This window comes from Streptomyces sp. NPDC048185 (genome assembly GCF_043202495.1).
Taxonomy (GTDB): domain Bacteria; phylum Actinomycetota; class Actinomycetes; order Streptomycetales; family Streptomycetaceae; genus Streptomyces.
The window spans coordinates 1-16,653 of record NZ_JBIDAN010000019.1; the positions used below are offsets into that span (position 1 = coordinate 1).

The following is a 16,653-nucleotide window of genomic DNA, read 5'->3' on the forward strand; positions in this document are numbered from 1 at the left end:
CGCGATCTCCGGCATGCCCGTGACCGTGCGCTCGGCGGTCGGTGCGGTCGTCGTCACCATGATGTGCCCTCCCTCTCCGTCGGCCCCGTCATTGTTCCTTGCCGGCCGACGAGACAGCGCCTACCCCGGCCCACGACTCGCACACCTGCGCCTTTCACGGGTGTGCCGGGCCGAGGGGAAACGGACCACCGTGGAGTGAGGACAAACCATGCGACTCGGGCACGAAGCGGGGAACAAGACAGGGGGAGTGTGTCCTGGGAAGGGAGGACGAGAAATGTTCGAGGCTGACAACATTCGTGACTGGCGTGGCCGAGACGTGGTCGACGGCGGCGGTCACAGGATCGGAAGTCTGGAGTCCATCTATGTCGACACCGTCACCGACCGGCCCGCGTTCGCGGCGGTCACGATCGGGCTCCCGACCCGCCGCCGACTGGTGTTCGTCCCGCTGGAGAAGGCCACCGTGGGCCCGGACTACCTGAAGGTCACCTACGAGAAGGGGCTGGTCAAGTCCGCTCCCGGGATCGACCCGGACGGTGAACTCGCGGCCGAGGCGGAGAGCGCGGTCTTCGCCCACTACGACCTGCCCTACGAGCAGGGCAGCCGCGGCGAACGCCGGCTGGCCCGGCGCTGAGCCGTCCCGGGAACCCGTCCTGAGGGGAGACGACCGTGAGCCTGTTCCTCCTGCTGTTGCTGGTGGCGCTCGTCCTGGGGGTGATCGGGGTGGCCGCCGAGGGACTGTTCTACTTGTTCGTCATCGGCGTCGCCGTCCTGATCGTCGACCTGGTCCTGGTCGGGGTGCGCCTCGGACGCCGGGGCGGGCCCGCGCGCTGAGCACCCGGGGCCCGGCCGCATCGCCCCGACGCGGCCGGGCCCCCCGGCGCATCACCGTCCGCTCTGGCCGCGGGCGAGGTCCGAGCCCCGCTCGGCGCCCTCCGCCTCGGACTCCGCGCTGCCCGTCGCCAGGGTGCCCCCGGCGGTCTCCAGGTGGGCCCGGACGAACCACTGGAACTGCTCCAGGTCGCGCAGCTGCCCGATCAGCAGGTCCTCCGTGGCGGGGTCGATCTCACCGGCCTCCTTCACGGCGGCGCGCACGCCCTCGATCACGCCGGTGTACACCACGTCGAGTGCACCCAGGTGGGCGATGGCGTCGGCCCGGCCGATGGAGTAGTCGTCCCACTTCCGCTCGGAGACCAGGGCCCCGGGCGTCCCCTGGGCCACCCCGCCGAGCGCGGCGATGCGCTCCGCGACGTCGTCCGCCATCTCGCGCACCTGGTCGACCTGCGGGTCGATCATCTCGTGCACGGCGATGAAGTGCGGCCCCACGACGTTCCAGTGGACGTGCTTGAGCGTGAGGTGCAGGTCGTTGAGCGCGTGCAGGCGCAGGCGCAGCACGCCGATCAGCCGTCCGGCGGCCTCGCGCTCGATGCCGGGGACCGTGTACTTCGGGGTCAGGTCGTGCGTCATGGCGGGCTTCAGCTCCCGTTTCGTCGTGTACGGCATTGCACCTGCACGAATGCCCCGCTTCGGCGGCGGCAGACATCATCGGACGTCTCCCTTCGAGGGCACGCCCGGAGGGGGTCAGGACGGCGGCGCCGGCAAGGGCGTCGCGGCGAGCGCGCGCGCCGCGTGGACGAGGTTGGACGCCATGGCCCTGCCCGTCGAGGTCGACCAGTCGTGGCCGCGCTCGTCGTCCAGGTAGTCGGGCCCGGGGCCGGGGCCGAGGTGCCAGTACGTCCAGGCCTGGCCGGGGACGGTGAAACCGATGTCGCCGAGCGCGCCGTTGATCTCGCTGATGACGTGGTGGGCGCCGTCCTCGTTGCCGGTGACCAGCACCCCGGCGACGCGGTTGTAGGCGACGGGGCGCTCCTCGTCGTCGGTCTCGCTGAGCATCGCGTCCATGCGTTCGAGGACGCGCTGGGCCACCGACGAGGGGCGGCCGAGCCACGTCGGCGACGCCATGATCAGGATCTGCGACGCCAGCAGTTTCTCGTGCACCCCCGGCCATTCGTCGCCGTCGCCCATGTCGGTCGCCACACCCGGCTTGAGATTCAGGTCGACGGCCCGTACGACGTCCACCTCCACCCCGTGCCCCTTCAGGGAGGCGATGACCGTGGCGGCGAGGGCCTCGGTGTTGGACGGCTGTGGCGACGGCTTGAGGGTGCAGTTGATGACGAGTGCGCGCATGAGTCCCTCTCTTCCCCCGGCGGCGCGGCCGGCCGACGCACCGGCCCGGCCTTCACCCGCATGCCGCACCCGGGAGCCGCCGCTGCGCCGGTTCCCCTCAGGCGCCGTCGGCGCCCGGCAGCGGACGGACGGTGAGTATCTGCTGGGCGTGCCCGACCGGGCCCGTGAGGTCGTGCAGGACGGTGCTGGTGATGCCCTGGCCGGTCGGTCCGAAGACCACGGTGGTGTCCAGCCCGGTCCAGCGGCCCTCGGGCCGGCGGTGGAGGTGGACGGTGAGGTCGACGTTGGGGAACATCCAGGCGGTCGGTGACTCCCGTACGGCGATGCCGTTCGCGGTGTCGACGAGGGCGACGTAGGACGCGAGCGGGCTCGCGGTCTGCCCGGCGACCAGGTCGAGGCCCGTGGAGATCCACGCCGTGGTGCGGCCGGGCCGCGGGGGACCCAGCGGGCGGACGTCCAGGGAAGCGATGTACCCACCGGGCCACAGGGAGCTCATCGGCCAGGGCTCGAGCGTCTGCGGCGGGGCGAGCGGCGCGCCGCCGCCGCCGGCGACCGCGGTGGTGTCCCCCGAGGCGAGGAGCCAGGAGCGGGCCCGCACGACGGGGCGGCCGGCGATGCGGACGACGGCCTCGACGAGTTCGATGGTGCGGCCGGGGCGCAGGGTCTCCACCCGGATGTCGCACTCGTCGAGGGCGAGCCGGCCCAGGATGTCGAAACTGATCCGGGACAGGAGCGGGACGGGGCCGGGCCGCGAGGCGAGGTGGCGCTCGACGGCGTGGACGACGAGACCGCCGAGCGGGCTGAAGTGCTGCTCGTCGGGGTCCCACGCCCCGCCCGCGTGACAGGTCGGCTTGTAGCGGTGCTCGTCGATGGGCTCGAAGTAACTGCCGGTGCTCAAGAGGTCTCACCTTCCGGGCTGACGGTTCGGCGGGGCGGTGCGGGCGGGACGGACGAAGGGGGCCGGGCTGCCGGCGGCCGGCTCCCCTCCCGCCGGGTCACGACGGTACGTGCCGTGGCCACGCACATGGACGCGGGGTTACCCCGCCGGTGCGTGCGAGGGCGCGGACCCGCCCTGAGCGCGGGTGCCGTCACCGGGGCGTCTCATCGCTCCGTCCCGTCGCGGCACAGGAGTTAGGGTCCCGGAATGAACTCCGCAACCGTGCGCGGCGCCACGATCTGCTACGACGACGCCGGTCCCCCGACCGGACTCCCCGTCCTCCTGGTGCACGGGCACCCCTTCGACCGGACCCTGTGGGCCCCCCAGGTCACGGCCCTGACGGCGGCCGGCCACCGCGTCGTCACACCCGACCTCCGCGGCTACGGCCGCAGCGAGGTGACCCCCGGCAAGGTCCTCCTCGCCGACTTCGCCGACGACCTCGCCGCGCTGCTGGACCACCTGGGCATCGAGCGGGCGGTGGTCGGCGGCGTCTCCATGGGCGGCCAGATCACCATGGAGTTCCAGCTGCGCCACCCACGGCGCCTGCGGGCCCTCGTCCTCTCCGACACCTCCGCTCCCGCGGAGACCGCCGAGGGCAAGGTGTTCCGCAACCGGCTGGCCGACCGGCTGCTCGCCGAGGGCATGGACGGCTACGCGCACGAGGTCATCGACAAGATGCTCGCCGGCTACAACGTCACCGCGATGCCGGACGTGGCCGCACGGGTCCTGGCGATGATGTGCGCCACCGATCCGCGCGGTGCCGCGGCGGCCCTGCGCGGGCGGGCCGAGCGCCCCGACTACCGGGACGTCCTGGCCGGCGTGAGGGCACCGGTGCTGATCGTCGTCGGCGCGGACGACGTCTACACCCCGGTCGCGGAGGCCGAGGCCATCCACCGCCTCGTCCCGCACGCCGCACTGGCCGTCATCGAGAAGGCGGGCCACCTCCCCGGCGCCGAACAGCCCGGCCGCTTCAACGCCGTCCTGCTGGACTTCCTCGCCGAGCAGGTGGCCTGACCGGCGGGCGGCGTTCGTCGAGCCGGTGGCGCTCCGGCGCGCGAAGGGCGCACGCCGACCGAGTATGAGCCCTGTACGCGCCCCTGCGGCCGTGCCGACAATACGACAGGACCGCCGACTTCCCGGGAAAGCAGGTCGATCGCCGTGCTGCTGCGTCTGCCCACGTCCGTGACCGAGGCACAGGAGTGCATGGCAGACGGGGCGGTGCCCATCGGCGGGGCCACACTCGTGTGGGCCACCTGGCAGCGGGACGGCTTCCCGGAGCAGGCCATGTCACTGCGCAACCTTCCGGAGGCGACCGCGATCGGGCCCGGGACGCTGGGCGGAGCCGTGGTGCTGCACCAGGTCGACGACCGGGTGCCGGAGGTGCTGCGCCGGGCGGCCGGTTCCGTGGGCACCGGCGCCGTGCGCCGGACGGCCACGGTCGGCGGCAACCTCGTCGGCAGCAGCCTGCGCTGCCTGCTCCCCGCCGCCCTCGTCCTGGACGCGCACGCCACCGTACTGGGCTCCGACGGGGTCTACGAGACCGACCTGAACGAGGTCGTGGCGAAGCGTCATCTGCTGCTCGCCCTGCACTGGCGCACCCCCGTGGCCGGCGCCTACCACAAGCAGCCCGCCGAAGCCGGCGGCCCGCCACCCCTGGTGGTCGCCACCGCCGTGCACGCCGACGCCGAGGGCCGGCACCACCTGCGGGTGGCCGTCCGTGACGGCTACGACGTGCTCATGGGGACCACCGCCTGCGACGACGGGGCCGACCAGGCCCTCGGCGCCCTGGAACGAACGGACGTCGGCGCGCTTGCGCCGCAGGCGCGGGAGGTGGTGCGCCGGCAGGTCGCCGGTGTTCTCGCGGATCCGGCCGGCCGCTGACGCCTCGGCCGGCCGGCCGCTCCGTGACCCGGCTCAGCCGTTGGCGAGCGCCTTGACGCGGTCCAGCGCGCCGTTGAACTTGTCGTGGTCCCCGACGGTCGGCCCGGTCGAGGTGTACTGCCACATGGTGTGGAAGGCCCAGCCGGCCGGAAGTTCGCCCACCGCCGAGGCGTACCGGGCGACCCAGAGCGGTGTCGTGGAGCCGAAGCCGCTGTAGTTGCCGGTGCACTGCTTCCACCAGTTGGTGGAGGTGTAGATGGCGGCGTGCCGGCCGGTGCGCGCCTTGTACCGGTCGAGGAAGTCCTTGATCCAGCCGACCATCTGACTCGCCGTCCTGCCGTAGCAGGTGGCGCCGTACGGGTTGTACTCGATGTCCAGGACGCCCGGCAGTGTCCTGCCGTCCTTGGACCAGGCGCCGCCGTGGTCGACGAAGTAGTCGGCCTGGGCGGCGCCGCCGGCGGTGTCCGGCGTGGCGAAGTGGTACGCGCCGCGGATCATGCCGACGTCGTACGAACCGCCGTACTGCTGCGAGTAGTAGGGATTGCGGTAGGACGTGCCCTCGGTGGCCTTCACGTAGGTCCACCGCACGCCGCTGTTCCAGAGGGTCGACCAGGCGACGTTGCCCTGATGGCTGGAGACGTCCACGCCCTCGGTCTGCGTGGCCCTGGTGTCGGCGGGCACTCCCTGCACGCCCTCGTGGGCCAGCACGCCACGGCCCATGTAGGCCGTACCGCGGACGGGTGTACCGCCGCCGGACGCGTCGGCCGAGGCGGGCGCGGCGCACAGGGCGAGGAGGAGGGACGGGGTGGCGAGGGCGACGCCTGACGTGAGCAGGCGTGAGTGGCGTGTAGCCACGGCTATGGGTCTGCGCATGCGTCCCATCCGATCCGCTGTCGCGCCGCACCGCATCTCACACTCACCCGGACGGCGTGGGGGCGCGGCGTCCCGGCCCGGCCGCGCACCGGCGGGCAGGGGCAACCGTGGTCGTCGACTGCCGCGCTGCAGGGAGCCGTTGGGCCCCGGCGTCCCGGCGGGTCAGCGCGGCCGCCGCCCCTTGCGCCCCGGCCGTCCCGTCCCCCGACGGCGGACCGGCTCAGCCGTCGCCGTCCACGGAGGCGCGCAGCCGTGCGCCGGCCCTCCGAGGTCGGCGTCGATGAAGGCGGTGACGTCACCGCACGCGTCGCTCAAGCGCCGCAGGTGCTCCTCCGGCAACTCCACGTCCGCGTCGGCCGCACGCTCCGCCGCCGGGCGCGCGGACTTCGGCCGCCACCGGGCCCTGGTCCGGGCCCGCGGGACCGCCGCCCCGCAGGAGGTCGCCGCGTACGAGGGCGGCGACGCCGCCGAGCAGGAGCCGAACCGACGCGGTCAGCCGCGTGGTGTGCGCCGGAGGCCCGCTGCGGGCCTCCGGCGTCGTCGTGGTCAGGCGCGGGTGTCGAACGCGGCCCGGACCCGCAGCAGCTCGGACACGTCCGAACCCGTCGCGAGCTCCCGCGGTGCCGTGCCGCGCCGGAACAGCCGGGCGTCGCGTTCGCCGCCGAGCACGGCCCGGCCGCCGTCGACCCGCAGCCAGGAGCCCTCCCGCAGGCCCAGCACCGGTACGTCGTTCTCCTCCAGGAACTCCGTCAGCCGCTCCTCACGGGTCTCGCCCTTGTGCGTCGAGGCCGGGTCCGGGTCGAGGTAGTGCGGGTTGATCTGGAACGGGACCAGGCCGAGTGCCTCGAAGGACGGAGGCTCGACGATCGGCATGTCGTTGGTGGTCCGCAGCGACGGCGCGGCCATGTTGGTGCCCGCGCTGGCCCCCATGTAGGGCAGCCCGCCCGCCACGGCCTCGGTCAGCGCCTCGCGCAGTCCCGTGCGGTACAGCGCGCTCAGCAGCCGGAAGGAGTTGCCGCCGCCGACGAACACCGCGTCCGCCTCGCCCAGCCGCGCGACCGGGTCGCCGCCCTCGTGCACGCCCCGCGCCTCGATGCCCTCACCGGCGAGCGCGTCGCGGACCTTGGCGGTGTAGGCGTCGTGGTCGGCGAGGGCGTAGGGCACGAAGGCCAGCCGGGCCCCGGCGGGCAGGAAGCCGGTGACGGTGCCGAGGGCGTGTTCCAGGTAGCCGCGGCCGTACTGGGTGGAGTTGGACAGGAGCAGCAGATTCACGGGGTCGACCTCTTCACGGGGTGGATCGGTGGGTCAGGTGGGTCAGGTGGGTCAGGCGGTGCGGGAACGCGGGCGGCGGTGCGGCTGCGGCGGATGCGTCAGCCGCCGCTCCAGCAGCCGGGCGGCCCGGCGCAGCGCGTCGAGCCGGTCCTCGGGCCCCTCGGGGAAGCGCTCCTTCGCGGCGCCGAGGCTCAGGCTGCCGTACGGCTCGGAGCCGAGGAAGACCGGCACGGCGACGGTGCCGATGCCCGCGTCGTACTCGCCGACCGTCCAGGCGTAGCCCTGCGCGCGCACCTGGCGGAACTCGCGCTCGAGCTGGTCGGGATCGGTGACCGTGCGCTCGGTGAAGCGTGCCATGGGGCGGCCCCGGAACAGCCGGTGGCGCTGGTCGTCGGCCAGGAAGGCGTAGAACGACTTGCTGGTGGCGCCGGCGTGCGCCGGGTACAGCTCGCCGACCAGCGGGTAGTAGCGCAGCGGCCCCTCCTCGCCCTCGACGGCCGCCACGCAGCGCATGTGGAAGCTGTCGGGCAGGCAGAACAGCACCGTGTCGCCCGTCGTCGCCCGCAGCTCCTGGAGCACCGGTTCCGCGAGCAGTTCCAGGGACCCGGAGCGCTCCCAGAGCCGGCCCAGGCGCAGCGCGGCCGGGCCGATCCGGTACCGGCGGGTCGCCGGGTCGGAGACCAGGAAGCCGCGTCCCGCGAGCGTGGAGAGCAGACGCTGGGCCACCGAGGTGTCCCAGCCGAACTCGGTGGCGATCTCCGTCACGCCCCAGTCGGGCCGCGAGCGCTCGAACGCCAGCAGGACCAGCAGGGCGCGGTCGACGGTCTGCAGGGCCCCGGCCGGTGTCTTCCGGTCGTCGGGCTGACCCGTCACGGCAGCTCCTCTCACTCGCTCGCCGGTCTCCCGCCTCATCTCGCCATGCAGACGGCGATTGCAGATAACGGGAAACAGTTGCGGAGAACGTTAACGGGTCCGGAACCTGCTGTCAGCACCGCCCCCGGGTGCGGATCAGGAGAACTGCCCATGTTGAAGTACGTCCTGGACCTCGTGGACCTGCTGGACGATCCCGCCGTCGACGGCAAGCGCGTCGCCGCCCACCTCGACTCCGTCGCGGGCCCCGAGGGTTCCGGCGCCGAGGTCACCACCGTCTCCGGCGAACGCGGCTCGACGGACTTCGTGCTCGTCCGGATCCCGGGCCGCGACGGCCGCACCCGCGGCGGACCGGCCCGCACCCTCGGAGTGGTGGGCAGGCTCGGCGGCGTCGGGGCGCGGCCCGAGGCGACCGGCCTGGTCTCCGACGCCGACGGCGCCGTCGCGGCCCTGGCCGCCGCCGCCAAGCTGCTCGACATGCGCCGCCGCGGCGACGTCCTCGACGGTGACGTGATCGTCGCGACGCACATCTGCCCCGACGCGCCGACCGCACCGCACGACCCGGTGCCCTTCATGGACTCGCCGGTGGACATCGCGACCATGAACCGGCACGAGGTCACCGGCGAGATGGAGGCGGTGCTCTCCATCGACACCACCAAGGGCAACCGGATCATCAACCACAAGGGCCTCGCCCTGTCGCCCACCGTCAAGGAGGGCTGGGTGCTCAAGGTGAGCGAGCAGCTCGGCGAGCTGCTGGCGGTGGTGAGCGGTGAGCCGTTGGTCACCTACCCGGTGACCACGCAGGACATCACCCCGTACGGTAACGGTGTACATCACATCAATTCGATCCTGCAGCCGGCCACGGCGACGCCCGCCCCGGTCGTCGGCCTCGCGATCACCTCCGCGGCGGCGGTGCCCGGCTGCCAGACGGGCGCCAGCCACGAGACCGACATCGCGGCGGCGGCCCGGTTCGCCGTCGAGACCGCCAAGGCCTACGGCGGCGGACGCCTGGAGTTCCACGACGACGTGGAGTTCGCCTCGCTGGTGTCCCGCTACGGCTCACTGGCCCACCTGCAGACCTTCGGCCGCGTCCCCAAGGAGTCCTGACCATGGCCGCGCACAAGAACACCGCCGCGGCATCGGAGACGGGCGGCGCCAGAACCGTCGGCAGCGACGACTACGCCCTGTCCCGCGTCCCGCGCGACAAGCGCCTCGGCTTCTGGACGATGCTGCTCCAGTGGCTCGCGCAGTCCGGCTCCATCTCGCAGTTCACCCTCGGCGCCACCATCGGCGTCGGCATGTCCTTCGGTGACGCGTTCCTCGCGTTCACGCTCGGCGCGGTGATCCTGGAAGTCGTGATCTTCGCCATCGGCCTGGCCGGCATGCGCGAGGGACTCGCGACGCCCCTGCTGACCCGCTGGGCGGGCTTCGGCCGCAACGGCTCCGCCCTGGTCAGCCTCGTCATCTCGGTCAGCCTCGTCGGCTGGTTCGGCGTCCAGAACACGATCTTCGGCGACAGCGTCTCCTCGCTGGTCGGCGGCCCGTCCTGGCTGTGGTGCCTGGTCGCCGGTGCCGCCATCACCGTCCTGGTGATCTTCGGCTTCCGGTACATGGCCGTCTTCGCGAAGATCGTGACCCCGCTGTTCTTCGCCATGGTCGCCTGGTCGGTCACCGACGCCCTGAGCGAGCACTCGCTGTCCGAGCTGATCCACTCCCCGGCGCCCGGCCAGGCCATCCCGCTCTCCGTCGCCGCGACCGCCATCGCGGGCGGCTACATGACCGGCGCGATCGTCTCCCCGGAGATGACCCGCTACAACCGCAAGGGCGGCCACGTCTTCCTGCAGAGCGCCGCGTCGATGATCCTCTCCGAGTACATCGTCGGCCTGACCGGTGTCCTGCTCGGCCACATGGTCGGAAGCGGCCAGGTCTCGCAGATCGTGCTCTCCACCTCCGGCGTCTTCGGCGTCCTCGTCGTCCTGATGTCCACCGCGAAGATCAACGACTGGAACCTGTACGGCTCCTCGCTCGGCGTCGTCAACTTCTTCCAGGTCGTCTTCGGCAAGCGCCTGCACCGCGGCGCGGTCGCCATCGCCCTCGGCGTCGCCGGCACCCTGCTGTCCGCCGTCGGCATCATGACCCACTTCACCGACTTCCTGTCCGTGCTGGGCGTCGCCATCCCGCCGGTGGGCGGCATCATCGTCGCCGAGTACTGGGTGGTGCGCCGCATGCGCGCGCCCCTTGACGCCACCCGCGAGGCCGGGACCCTGCCCGCCACCTCGCCGACCTGGGTGCCCATGTCCCTGGTCATCTGGGCGGCCGCCTTCTGCGTCGGCAAGTTCTACGACGGCGGCATCCCCGCCCTCAACTCCCTGCTGGCCGCCTTCGTCCTCTACTGCGTCCTCGGCCTCGCCGGCTGGATCAGGACGTACGGCACCACCACCCTGGACGACCGTCCCGCAGACCCCACCGAGCCGTCGCCGGCCACCCCCGGCACGGCCCCCGTAGGAGCACCATGAGCACCCCCGTCCCGGCTTCCGGCGAAGCACAGCGCGAAGTCGTCGACCTGTGCGCGGAGCTGATCCGCTTCGACACCTCCAACCCCACCAGCGACGAGCGCGCCTGCGCCGAGTGGGTCGTGGCCCGGCTCTCCGAGGTGGGCATCGACTCCCAGCTGGTGGAGAGCGCCCCCGGCCGAGCCAACGTCGTCGCCCGCATCCCGGGCAGCGACCCCGAGCGCGGTGCCCTGCTGGTCCACGGCCACCTCGACGTCGTCCCCGCCGACGCGGCCGAGTGGCAGGTGCCCCCGTTCTCCGGCGAGATCCGCGACGGCTACCTGTGGGGGCGCGGCGCCATCGACATGAAGGACACGGTGGCCGTCATGCTGGCCACCGCCCGCCACTTCGCCCGCACCGGCACCCGGCCCGCCCGCGAGATCGTCCTCGCCTTCCTCGCCGACGAGGAGGCCGGCGGGAAGTTCGGCGCCCACTGGCTGGTCGAGCACCGGCCCGAGCTGTTCGCCGGGGTCACCGAGGCGATCGGCGAGGGCGGCGGCTTCAGCTACGCCCTGGACGACACCCGGCGCCTGTACCCGATCGAGAACGCCCAGCGCGGCATGGCCTGGATGGAGCTGACGGCCACCGGGCGCGCCGGGCACGGCTCGTCCCCCAACGACGAGAACGCCGTCACCGACCTCGCCGAGTCCCTCACCCGCATCGGCCGCCACACCTTCCCCGTCCGGCTGATCGAACCGGTGCGGGCGCTGCTCGCCGAGGCCGCCCGCCTCCAGGGCGTCGACATCGACCTCGACGCGGAGGACCTGGACGCCGAGCTGGCCAAGCTGGGTCACGTGGCCGACTTCATGCAGGTCGTGCTCCGCAACTCGGCCAACCCGACCATGTTCACGGCCGGCTACCAGACCAACGTCATCCCGGGCCGGGCGACGGCCCGCGTCGACGGCCGCTTCCTGCCCGGCCACGAACAGGAGCTGATCGACACGATCGACGCGCTGCTCCTGCCCTCGGTGTCCCGCGAGTGGGTCAACCACGACATCGCGATGGAGACGGGCTTCGACGGCCCCCTCGTCGACGCCATGTGCGCCGCGGTACGCGCCGAGGACCCCGACGGCCACCCGGTCCCGTACTGCAACCCGGGCGGCACCGACGCCAAGGCCTTCACCAAGCTCGGCGTCCGCTGCTTCGGCTTCAAGGGCCTCAAGCTGCCGGCCGACCTGGACTACGGCCGCCTCTTCCACGGCGTCGACGAGCGCGTGCCGCTGGAGGGCCTGCGCTTCGGGGTGCGGGTGATGACCCGCCTCTGGCAGGACTGCTGAGCACTTCCTCGGCGTTCCCGTCCGGCCCGGCCCCGCGAACGGCGGGTCCGGGCCGTTCCGCGTCCCGGCCCGCCGGCGGTGATCAGTCCGCGATGTCGACGCCGTAGCTCCGGGCGAGCGCGCCCAGCCCGTGGTCGTACCCCTGCCCCACGGCTCGCAGACGCCAGCTCTCACCGCGCCGGTAGATCTCGGCGAGCAGCATCGTGCGCTCCGTGGTCGCGGCGTCCAGCGTGGCCTGCACCAGGGCCGCCGCGCTGGTGCCGGGGCCGGAGGCGATGTGCAGGGCGCCGACGTCGCCGAAGGCGGGGGAGCCGTCGACGGCGGCGGCGACCACGACCTTGCGGGCCGAGGGCGGCAGGGTGACGAGGTCCACGCTGACCGTCTGCTCGGTCGGACCGTCGCTCAGCAGCCGCACCGTGCCACCCGGGTTCTCCGGGGCTCCGTAGAAGACGAAGTCCTCGTCGAAGGCCACCTGCTCGTCCTCGTCCAGCACGAACGCGACCACGTCGATCTCGCACCGCGTCTGCTGGGCCCAGGACGCGGTGACCGTCCACCGGTGCGCCGGGCCCCGCCCGTTCTGCAGGGGCAGGTCGACGACACCGCCGCGCGGCAGTACGTGGGCCGCCGCGCGCCGGTCGTCCGTCTGCGGCGTCGCGGTGACGACCGGTGCCACCAGCCACGCGGCGTCGTGGGTGGGCAAGTGCAGCGCGGTGATCCGGGGCAGCCGGCGGTCGGTGCGACCGCCGTCGAGGACGACCACGTCGGTGACCCCGGCGGACAGGTTGATGGCGGCGGCGCCGCCGAGTTCCACGACACGGGTGCGTGCGGCCACCGCCTCCGGGTGGGTGCCGCCGAGCACGAGGACCCGCCGACCGGTGAGCGGCCCGCGCGGCTTGCCGGTCCGCCGGCCGGGCTTCGGGCCTCCCGCCGGGGCGACCTCCCCCGTCCCCGGTCCCGCGGCGGGGGAGGGCCCCGTGCCGACGGCCTCGACGGCCTCCGGCGCGCGGGGAGCCGGCACGGCGGGCAGTGCCGCCGGGTCCGCGGCGGGGCCGGCGGGGGACTCGGCGGCGGGGCCCTCGTGCGGCGTGCCGGCCCGCACGTCACCGAGCAGCTCCAGGAACGACGTCTCGTCGATGACCGGGACGCCTTCGGCGAGTGCACGCCTGGCCTTTGCGGAGCCGGTGGAGAGGTCGTTCGTGACCAGGGCGCTGGTGTGCCTGCTGACGGAGGTCATCATGTTCAGCCCCGCCGCGGCGCCCCGCAGCAGCAGATCCGCCCGCGAGGTCCGGGTCTCCCCGGTGACGGCGATCTTCATGCCCTGCACCAGCGGCCCGCCCGCGGTGAGCCGTCCAGGATTGCGGAAGGCGCACGGTGTCTTCGGCGGCTTGGGCGCGAACCGCGGATCCTGCCGGGGCGGGCAGGCCACCAGCGGCAGCGGCACGTCCAGTCGCGCCGCCTCCCGCAGCGAGGCCCGCAGCACACCGGCCAGCACCCGCGTGTCGTCGAGCGCGTCGTGCGCCCGCACCTGCGGGACGCCGTAGTGGGCGGCGAGCGTGCCGAGCCTGAGGTCGTCGGTCGGCGGGTCCACGCGACGGTTCAGGGCCAGGGTGCACAGCCGCCGGGCGACGGGCAGCCGCAATCCGGCCCGCGCGAACTCGTGGGCGAGGAAGTCGTAGTCGAACTGGGCGTTGTGGGCGACCAGCACCCGGCCCTCCAACAACGCGGCGATGTCCTCGGCCACCTGCTCGAAGGCCGGTGCGCCGCGCAACCGCTCCGGCGTCAGGCCGTGCACGTGCACCGGCCCCGGGTCACAACCGGGGTTCAGCAGCGTCGAGAACTCGCCGGTCTGTTCACCGTCCGCGTCCAGTGTCACCACGGCCACGGACAGCACCCGGTCCCGGCGCGGTACGAGACCGGAGGTCTCCACGTCGACCAGTGCCCATGCGAAGGCGCGGTCGCGCAGGTGGGAGGAGTCGGGAGCGGCTGAGGTGACAGACATGGAGGAAGAATGGAGCCGTGTCCACGCTTCCTTCAACTCGAACGGCGATTGATCCCGTTATGCAGTGACTTCGACGCGGGGTTCGGGCGGGTGGCCGTAGCCTCCTGCCAGACTTGCCGGCGCGTCACCCACCCCGCCGCCAGGAGGACTCCGCCATGCCCGAGCAGTTGCCGGACCGCGTCGCCCGCCACGAGCGCCGGTTCAACAGGCTCTTCGCGGAGTACTTCGACCGGGTGGGCGCGACGCTCCAGGCGCCGTCGTTCAGCCGTTTCACCCCGGACTGCCTCGAGTTGTTGCGCGACCTGTCCCTCCGCGGCGGTAAACGGATGCGGGTCGTCCTGCTGCACGAGGCCGCGCGGCTGGTCCGCGACGACGCACCCGCCGAGGCACTGGACGCCGCGGCGCTCAGCATCGAACTGCTCCAGACCCACGGCCTGGTGCACGACGACCTCATCGACGACAGCGCCACCCGCCGGGGCGGACCCACCACCTACTACGCCTACCGCGAGAGGTTCCCACGCCACCCCCGTGCCGCACTCGGGCTCACCGTCCTCGCCGGCGACCTCGCGCTCGTGCTCGCCCTGCGGGTGCTCCTCGACGCCCGGCTCCCGGTCGGGCTGCGACAGGCCATGGCTGACGTCCAGACCCGAACCGCCGTCGACACGTTCGTGGGCCAGATCGCCGACCTGGAACGCGACTTCGGCCCCGCGGTCGTCGACGACGACGTCCTGCACGATGTCGCCGACCACAAGTCGGCCCGCTACTCGGTCCTCGCCCCCATGTGTCTCGGTCTCCTGGCAGCGGGCGAACAACCGGCCGCCCACGAGCCGGAGTTGCGGCGCTACGCGCGGCTGGTGGGCATCTGCGGCCAGATGCGCGACGACTACCTCGACCTGTTCGGCGACGCCACCGCGATGGGCAAGCCGACCGGCACCGACATCCGTGAGGGGAAGCGGACTTACACCACAGCCCGCCTGCTGGCCGTCCTGAGCGGCTCCGACCGCGCGCTCGTGGAACAGGCCCTCGGCGATCCCGCCTGCCCGGCCGAAACCGTCGCCGCGGTCCGCGAGACGGCCGAGCGTCACGGCGTGCCCGGCCTCATGCGCGCGGACATGCGGCGGTACGCCGAGCAGGCCGGAGAGGTGGCGGCCGGCTGGCGTCCGCGGTGGCGCGAGGAGGCGGTCGCCTTCTTCGAACGACTGCCGCTGTGGAGCGTCGAGCGCGACCGCTGACCGGTCCGGTCGCCGGACGGTCCGACTGTCCCCCCGGCGCCTCTGACACGTGTTCGCCGTGTCGCTCAAAGGAAGATTCGGGGATCACCCGCCCGGAGCCCGCCGTCATGATCGAACCGGATGCGCAGCCGACCGGGCGCGTCCGTGACGACGCCACCTGTGGGGGAGAAGCATGACGCACTCGACGCCGCGCGGCCCGGGCCGGGACGACCAGGCGGTGCTGCTGGTCGCCGGGCTCGCCGACCTGGCGGTGAGCACGGTGGGTTCGGCGGTGGGCGCCCTGCGGGGGCTGCTGCGCCGCTCGGACACCGCCGACCTGATGCGCGAGGCGGACCAGGACCTGCGGGCGCGCGGCAGGCTGGCCCTGGACCGGTGCACCACCGTGCCGCCGGCCCACCTCGAGGTGCTCGCCCGGCACGTGCTGGCGCGCCGCGCGGCCGAAGGCCACGATGTCTGACCGCTGGGACCCGGCCGCCTTCAAGGGGCGGGTCGACACGCTCCTGCACGGCTTCCTCGCCGAGGAGGCCGACGCGCTCGTGGCCATCGACGAGGCCCTCGCTCCCGTGGCCGAACAGCTGCGCACCGCGGCCGGACACGGCAAGCGATTGCGCGCGGCCTTCTGCTACTGGGGCTGGCGGGCGGCCGGCCAGCCCGACAGCGACGCGCTGGTGCGGGCGGCGGCCTCCATGGAACTGGTGCACGCCGCGGCGATCGTCCACGACGACCTCATCGACGACAGCGCCCTGCGCCACGGCCGGCCCACGGCCCACATCGCGCTGGAGACGGCCCTGGACGCCGCCCCGCCCGGAGTGGGGGAGGACCGGCCCCGAGTCCGGGCGGCCGCACGCTCCCTGGCCCTGCTCGTCGGCGACCACCTGATGGCACTCGCCGGCCGGCTCTTCACCGACTGCGGCCTGCCCGCCGCCTACCTCGCCCGCGCCCGGGGCCTGTGGGCCGACCTCGCCCGCGAACTCGTCGCCGGCGAGTGCCTGGAGATCCTGCACACCGGGGGCCCGCCGGACACCGGCACCTCCCTGAAGGTCGTCCGCTACAAGACCGCCAAGTACACCGTCGAACACCCGCTGCTCCTCGGCGGACTGCTCGCCGGCGCCACCCCGGCGCTGCGCGAGGGCTACTCCGCCTACGGTCTACCGCTCGGCGAGGCCTTCCAGCTCCGCGACGACCTGCTGGGCCTGTTCGGCGACCCGGAACGCACCGGCAAGGGCGCCCTGGACGACCTGCGCACGCACCGGCCCACCGCGCTGCTCGCCGAGACCTGGCGGTCCGCCGGCACCGCCCAGCGCGAACGGCTGCTCGCGGTGCTGGGCCGGCGCGACCTGGACGGCACCCACCTGGAGGACGTGCGCGCGCTGATGCGGGAGCTGGGGGCACCGCAGCGGGTCGAGCGGATGATCCTCACGCGGGTGGAGCTGGCCACCCGGGCCCTGGACGACGTCGACGTGCCGGCCGGGGCACGCCGGGCCCTGTGCGATCTCGCGCACCGGGCGACCGACCGCGTCCACTGACCGCCCGTCACCGATCCGCGCGCCGATCCCGCCGTCCGTCGCCCGCCTTC

General features: G+C 73.4%; 17 protein-coding genes. 10 read left to right on the top strand and 7 right to left on the bottom strand.

Translation table 11 applies throughout. The features are described from left to right. Positions 1-274 precede the first annotated feature (274 nt). Together ACGF3H_RS35525 and ACGF3H_RS35530 are read left to right on the top strand one after the other, a co-directional pair. Positions 275-631, top strand: coding sequence for a PRC-barrel domain-containing protein (locus ACGF3H_RS35525; RefSeq protein ID WP_362498439.1), 357 nt, complete (start codon positions 275-277; stop codon positions 629-631). Between the two features lie 35 nt (positions 632-666). Continuing rightward, positions 667-831, top strand: coding sequence for a hypothetical protein (locus ACGF3H_RS35530; RefSeq protein WP_225631119.1), 165 nt, complete (start codon positions 667-669; stop codon positions 829-831). Positions 832-882: 51 nt separating this feature from the next. Here ACGF3H_RS35530 and ACGF3H_RS35535 read toward each other — a convergent pair whose 3' ends face one another. The 3 genes from ACGF3H_RS35535 to ACGF3H_RS35545 all read right to left on the bottom strand — a co-directional run bounded on the left by ACGF3H_RS35535 (position 883) and on the right by ACGF3H_RS35545 (position 3,082). Further along, positions 883-1,464, bottom strand: coding sequence for a DNA starvation/stationary phase protection protein (locus tag ACGF3H_RS35535; RefSeq protein WP_362498631.1), 582 nt, complete (start codon positions 1,462-1,464; stop codon positions 883-885). 114 nt (positions 1,465-1,578) lie between these two features. Continuing rightward, entirely contained in the window at positions 1,579-2,184 is a 606-nt protein-coding gene (locus ACGF3H_RS35540) for a flavodoxin family protein (RefSeq protein ID WP_362498443.1), read from the bottom strand. 97 nt (positions 2,185-2,281) lie between these two features. Continuing rightward, entirely contained in the window at positions 2,282-3,082 is an 801-nt protein-coding gene (locus tag ACGF3H_RS35545) for a thioesterase family protein (RefSeq protein ID WP_362498446.1), read from the bottom strand. Between the two features lie 246 nt (positions 3,083-3,328). Here ACGF3H_RS35545 and ACGF3H_RS35550 point away from each other — a divergent pair, with 246 nt between their 5' ends. Then, the gene (locus tag ACGF3H_RS35550; protein WP_362498448.1) at positions 3,329-4,135 is read left to right on the top strand and encodes an alpha/beta fold hydrolase; all 807 of its coding nucleotides are present in this window, start codon (positions 3,329-3,331) and stop codon (positions 4,133-4,135) included. Between the two features lie 144 nt (positions 4,136-4,279). Further along, positions 4,280-5,002: an FAD binding domain-containing protein gene (locus ACGF3H_RS35555; RefSeq protein ID WP_362498451.1), complete on the top strand. Its 723-nt coding sequence runs from the start codon at positions 4,280-4,282 to the stop codon at positions 5,000-5,002. Positions 5,003-5,035: 33 nt separating this feature from the next. Here ACGF3H_RS35555 and ACGF3H_RS35560 read toward each other — a convergent pair whose 3' ends face one another. The 3 genes from ACGF3H_RS35560 to ACGF3H_RS35570 all read right to left on the bottom strand — a co-directional run bounded on the left by ACGF3H_RS35560 (position 5,036) and on the right by ACGF3H_RS35570 (position 8,059). Continuing rightward, positions 5,036-5,875: a lysozyme gene (locus ACGF3H_RS35560; RefSeq protein ID WP_362498454.1), complete on the bottom strand. Its 840-nt coding sequence runs from the start codon at positions 5,873-5,875 to the stop codon at positions 5,036-5,038. A gap of 546 nt (positions 5,876-6,421) precedes the next feature. Continuing rightward, positions 6,422-7,147: a dipeptidase PepE gene (gene pepE / locus ACGF3H_RS35565; RefSeq protein ID WP_362498457.1), complete on the bottom strand. Its 726-nt coding sequence runs from the start codon at positions 7,145-7,147 to the stop codon at positions 6,422-6,424. A 51-nt stretch (positions 7,148-7,198) separates the two neighbouring features. After that, the gene (locus ACGF3H_RS35570) at positions 7,199-8,059 is read right to left on the bottom strand and encodes an IclR family transcriptional regulator (RefSeq protein WP_362498460.1); all 861 of its coding nucleotides are present in this window, start codon (positions 8,057-8,059) and stop codon (positions 7,199-7,201) included. Positions 8,060-8,170: 111 nt separating this feature from the next. Between ACGF3H_RS35570 and ACGF3H_RS35575 the strand changes: the two genes are divergently transcribed. The 3 genes from ACGF3H_RS35575 to ACGF3H_RS35585 are packed head-to-tail and all read left to right on the top strand — an operon-like array spanning position 8,171 to position 11,846. Beyond that, positions 8,171-9,124, top strand: coding sequence for a DUF1177 domain-containing protein (locus ACGF3H_RS35575; protein ID WP_362498463.1), 954 nt, complete (start codon positions 8,171-8,173; stop codon positions 9,122-9,124). 2 nt (positions 9,125-9,126) lie between these two features. Further along, the gene (locus tag ACGF3H_RS35580) at positions 9,127-10,533 is read left to right on the top strand and encodes a cytosine permease (RefSeq protein ID WP_362498466.1); all 1,407 of its coding nucleotides are present in this window, start codon (positions 9,127-9,129) and stop codon (positions 10,531-10,533) included. Then, positions 10,530-11,846 carry a M20/M25/M40 family metallo-hydrolase gene (locus ACGF3H_RS35585; protein ID WP_362498468.1) on the top strand — a complete coding sequence of 439 codons (1,317 nt, stop codon included), beginning with the start codon at positions 10,530-10,532 and terminating at the stop codon, positions 11,844-11,846. Before ACGF3H_RS35580 ends, ACGF3H_RS35585 begins: the two co-directional genes overlap by 4 nt. An 82-nt stretch (positions 11,847-11,928) precedes the next feature. On the opposite strand, the gene ACGF3H_RS35590 is transcribed toward ACGF3H_RS35585, so the two are convergent. After that, the gene (locus ACGF3H_RS35590; RefSeq protein ID WP_362498471.1) at positions 11,929-13,845 is read right to left on the bottom strand and encodes a TerD family protein; all 1,917 of its coding nucleotides are present in this window, start codon (positions 13,843-13,845) and stop codon (positions 11,929-11,931) included. Positions 13,846-14,000: 155 nt separating this feature from the next. Here ACGF3H_RS35590 and ACGF3H_RS35595 point away from each other — a divergent pair, with 155 nt between their 5' ends. From ACGF3H_RS35595 to ACGF3H_RS35605, 3 genes are all read left to right on the top strand, one after another. Continuing rightward, positions 14,001-15,077: a polyprenyl synthetase family protein gene (locus tag ACGF3H_RS35595; protein ID WP_362498473.1), complete on the top strand. Its 1,077-nt coding sequence runs from the start codon at positions 14,001-14,003 to the stop codon at positions 15,075-15,077. A gap of 172 nt (positions 15,078-15,249) precedes the next feature. Further along, on the top strand, positions 15,250-15,534 hold the full coding sequence (locus ACGF3H_RS35600) for a polyprenyl synthetase (RefSeq protein ID WP_362498475.1): 285 nt from the start codon (positions 15,250-15,252) through the stop codon (positions 15,532-15,534). Further along, entirely contained in the window at positions 15,527-16,603 is a 1,077-nt protein-coding gene (locus tag ACGF3H_RS35605) for a polyprenyl synthetase family protein (RefSeq protein ID WP_362498477.1), read from the top strand. Before ACGF3H_RS35600 ends, ACGF3H_RS35605 begins: the two co-directional genes overlap by 8 nt. The last annotated feature ends 50 nt before the right edge of the window (positions 16,604-16,653 follow it).